Consider the following 4,848-nt stretch of genomic DNA (forward strand, 5'->3'; position numbering starts at 1 on the left):
ATGTTGATCAAAAAGTTTCAGGATCAATATATTCACTGGGAAGAGAACTCATTTCCAGGTTCACTCGGCAATGTGATTGCTGGGCGTATCGCTAACCGCTTTGATCTAGGCGGCATGAATTGCGTGGTTGACGCAGCTTGTGCAGGTTCTTTAGCGGCAATGCGCATGGCGATTACAGAGTTAGTTGAAGGCCGCAGTGACATGATGCTCACTGGTGGTGTGTGTACCGATAACTCGCCTTCCATGTACATGAGCTTTTCAAAAACACCGGCATTTACCACCAACGACACCATTCAACCTTTTGACATTGACTCAAAAGGCATGATGATTGGTGAAGGTATTGGCATGATGGCGCTTAAACGTCTTGATGATGCCGAGCGTGATGGTGATCGAATTTATGCTGTTATCAAAGGTATTGGCTCATCATCAGATGGTAAGTTTAAAAGTATCTACGCACCGCGCCCAGAAGGCCAAGCAAAAGCATTAAGACGCGCTTATGACGACGCTGGTTTTGCGCCGCACACTGTTGGCTTAATTGAAGCCCATGGTACTGGTACTGCAGCTGGTGATGTCGCAGAGTTCAATGGTTTAAAATCAGTGTTTGCCGACGGTAATGACACTCAACAGCACATTGCTCTTGGGTCAGTTAAATCACAAGTTGGCCACACTAAATCAACAGCAGGAACCGCTGGTGTGATTAAAGCAGCTCTGGCTTTGCATCATAAAGTGTTGCCACCGACCATTAACGTCAGTAAGCCGAATCCTAAATTAAACATTCAGGACTCGCCATTTTATTTAAACACCGAAACCCGTCCATGGCTGCCTCGGGCAGACAATACCCCACGCCGAGCGGGTATTAGTGCCTTTGGTTTTGGTGGCACTAACTTCCACATTGTATTGGAAGAATACCGTCAAGAACATGTTCGTGGCGATAAGTATCGTCAACGTTCAGTGCCACAAAGCCTATTGATCCATGCTGAAAACAAAGCCGCATTACAGGCTCAATTAACCGCACTGCAAAGTGAAATTAAGGCTGTTGATACCACACAGCAAAATCGCCAAGAAATTGTGTTAGCCGATTTTGGTAAACGTTTTGCCTTAAATACTATTGCCCCTAACGCGGCACGCATAGGCTTAGTGGTTGCTTCATTAGCAGACTTAACCATTCAGCTGACTCAGGCGCTGGCGCAGTTAAGCTCAAATACTGCCGACTGCTGGCAATTGCCTTCTGGTACCAGTTATCGCGCAGCAGCATTGATTCATCCTGAAGCTGCAAGCCATAAAGTGGCAGCACTATTTGCAGGACAAGGGGCACAATATCTGAACATGGGCGCCGATTTAGCCTGTTTGTATCCAGAAATGCGTCAGCAACTGATGCAAGCAGATAAGGTGTTTGCCCAACATAAACAAACACCACTATCGCAAATTATGTACCCAAATCCTGCTTTTGAAGCCGAAGATATTGCCGCGCAACAGGCTGCATTAACCAATACCGCCAATGCCCAAAGTGCTATTGGTGCGGTGAGCATGGGCCAATATGCATTATTGACTCAAGCAGGTTTTAAAGCTGATATGGTTGCCGGCCATAGTTTTGGTGAACTGTCAGCATTATGTGCTGCAGGCGTCATTAGCCAAGCTGATTATTATCAATTGGCCTTTGCTCGTGGCCAAGCAATGGCGGCGACACCTAAAGATCAAGACGCTGGGGTAATGTACGCCATTATTGTCCCCGCTCAATCTGTTGACAACGGTGTTGAAAAGCTTGAACAGTGCATTAGTGCATTTGAAGGCGTCAAGGTGGCTAATTACAATGCACCAACCCAATTGGTTATTGCAGGGCCAACAGCGTCATGTACCTTAGCGGCACAAGCAATCACTACTGAACTTGGTTTTAAAGCAATCGCCCTGCCGGTTTCTGGCGCGTTCCACACTCCATTAGTAGCCCATGCTCAACAACCTTTTGCTGCGGCAATCAATAAGATTAAATTTGCTAAGCCAAAACTAAGCCTTTATGCCAATGGCACAGGTAAAGCACATCCTAATGATCCAAAAGCAATCCAAGCAGCATTTAGTGAACATATGTTGCAATCGGTTCGTTTTAGCGAGCAACTAAACGCCATGTATGATGCGGGTGCTCGAGTATTTGTTGAGTTTGGCCCTAAAAACATCCTCCAAAAATTGGTGGAGGCTACCCTAGGCAATAAAGCAGAATCAGTCAGTGTAGTGAGCTTGAACCCAAATCCTAAAGGCAATAGTGACACTCAACTGCGCCAAGCAGCGTGTCAGCTTGCGGTATTAGGGGTGGCATTAACTGAGGTTGATCCTTATCAAGCGCCTATCGCTGAGCTTGCCAAAGTGTCACCGATGAACGTTAAGTTAACCGCGAGTAATTATATTAGTCCGGCCACTCAAGCCAAAATGCAAAAGTCATTGCAAACCGGCACCGTTACCAGCCAGACAGTGGAAGTGCCTGTCGAGAAAGTTGTGGAAAAGATTGTGGAAAAAGAAGTCATTAAAACTGAATACATTGAAGTGCCTGCAACATCAGCACAAGCTCAATCCTCTGTAGTAGACGCACCTTTAGCGGCAACGACTCCTGTAGCTAAAGCTCAGCAGGTTAGCTCAAGTGTGCCAGCTTCGGCCGATAGTATCGGTGCATTTTTTGCTGCGCAGCAACAAACAGCTGAATTACATCAGCAGTTTTTAGCTATACCACAGCAATATGGCGACACCTTTGCTCACCTGATGACAGCCCAAGCGCAAATGGCGTCATCGGGATTAGCCATTCCAGAAAGCTTGCAACGTTCGATGGAGATGTTCCACCAGCATCAAGCACAAACATTGCAAAGTCATACCCAATTTTTAACGCAGCAAGCACAAGCAAACCAAGCCGCATTAGCCATGTTGCAAGGGCAAACGGTAACACCTTCAATACAAGCAACAGTACCTGTACCTGCTCCATCAGTACAGCCTGCGTTTGTACAGCCAAACCAAGTTGCTCAAGCCACAACGACACCTTCGCCAGTGGTAGCACCTATTGCTCCAGCTCCGGTTCAAACAGCTCAAGCGGTTCAATCTCAACCGACAGCCAGTCAACCTGTTCAAGCTCCTGTCTCCCAGCAAGTTAGTTCAGCAGCGGTTTCTGCAGCAACAGCCGGACTAACACAGCAACAAGTGTTAGACACTATGCTCAATGTGGTCGCAGACAAAACCGGTTACCCAACAGAAATGCTTGAACTTGGCATGGACATGGAAGCCGACCTTGGTATCGACTCAATCAAGCGGGTAGAAATTTTAGGCACAGTACAAGATGAGCTTCCAGGCTTACCTGAACTGAGCCCAGAAGATTTAGCCGAGTGTCGCACCTTGGGCGAAATCGTTAGCTATATGCAAACCAAATTACCAGCGGCCAACTCGGTTGCTGTAGCGTCAACGGGATCAACATCGGTAGATGCTGTTGCACCTGCATCAACAGGCTTAACGGCTGAAAACGTCCAACGTACCATGTTAGCTGTGGTTGCCGATAAAACCGGTTACCCAACTGAAATGCTTGAACTTGGCATGGACATGGAAGCTGATTTAGGTATCGATTCAATCAAGCGCGTTGAGATTTTAGGCACAGTACAAGATGAGCTTCCAGGTTTACCTGAACTGAGCCCAGAAGATTTAGCTGAGTGTCGCACCTTGGGTGAAATCGTTAGCTACATGCAAACTAAACTGCCTGCTGCCAGCACAGTGGCTGCAGCACCAATTGCATCTGCAGCGCCAGCAACAGGCTTAAGTGCAGAAAGCGTTCAGCGTACTATGTTAGCTGTGGTTGCCGATAAAACCGGTTACCCAACTGAAATGCTTGAACTAGGCATGGACATGGAAGCCGACCTTGGTATCGACTCAATTAAACGCGTTGAAATTCTCGGCACAGTGCAAGACGAGCTCCCTGGTTTGCCTGAACTGAATCCAGAAGATTTAGCCGAGTGTCGTACCTTGGGCGAAATCGTCAGCTACATGCAGACTAAACTGCCAGCAGTCAGCACTGCGGCTCCAGTAGCAACTGTATCTGCACCTGCAACTTCGGGCTTGAGTGCTGATACAGTATTAAGCACCATGATGTCAGTAGTAGCCGACAAAACCGGTTACCCTGCAGAAATGCTGGAACTGAGCATGGACATGGAAGCCGACCTTGGTATCGACTCAATCAAGCGGGTAGAAATCTTAGGCACAGTACAAGATGAGCTTCCAGGCTTACCAGAACTGAGCCCAGAAGATTTAGCCGAGTGTCGTACCTTGGGCGAAATCGTTAGCTACATGCAAACCAAACTGCCTGCAGCCAACACTGAGGCTCCAGTATCTGCTCCAGCAACAACAGGTTTAAGTGCTGATACCGTTTTAAGCACCATGATGTCAGTGGTAGCCGACAAAACCGGTTACCCTGCTGAAATGCTTGAACTGAGCATGGACATGGAAGCAGACCTTGGTATCGACTCAATCAAACGCGTCGAGATTTTAGGTACTGTGCAAGATGAGCTTCCAGGCTTACCTGAGCTGAACCCAGAAGATTTAGCCGAATGTCGCACCTTAGGTGAAATCGTTAGTTACATGCAAACCAAATTGCCTGCAGCAACCGCTATTGCGGCGGTCGCACCAACATCAACTGCAAACAAGGTTGACGTTAACACCGCGGCATTACCGCCGCACAGCGAGGTAGCGCTAAAAAAGTTACCAGCGGCGGATAAACTCGCAGATTGCTTTTCAACAGACTCTTGTATTGTCATCACAGACGATGGCCACAATGCAGGTTTACTGGCTGAAAAGCTAAATGCAAAGGGATTAACCGTCGCCGTTATTCGT

1 protein-coding gene is annotated in these 4,848 nt (G+C 47.5%); it reads left to right on the top strand.

Translation table 11 applies throughout. The annotated features are described in order from the left end of the window. On the top strand, positions 1 to 4,848 hold a 4,848-nt coding region (locus tag CXF78_RS10140), incomplete at both ends, for a type I polyketide synthase (protein WP_145991413.1).

Source organism: Shewanella sp. 11B5, assembly GCF_002836795.1.
GTDB lineage: Bacteria > Pseudomonadota > Gammaproteobacteria > Enterobacterales > Shewanellaceae > Shewanella > Shewanella frigidimarina.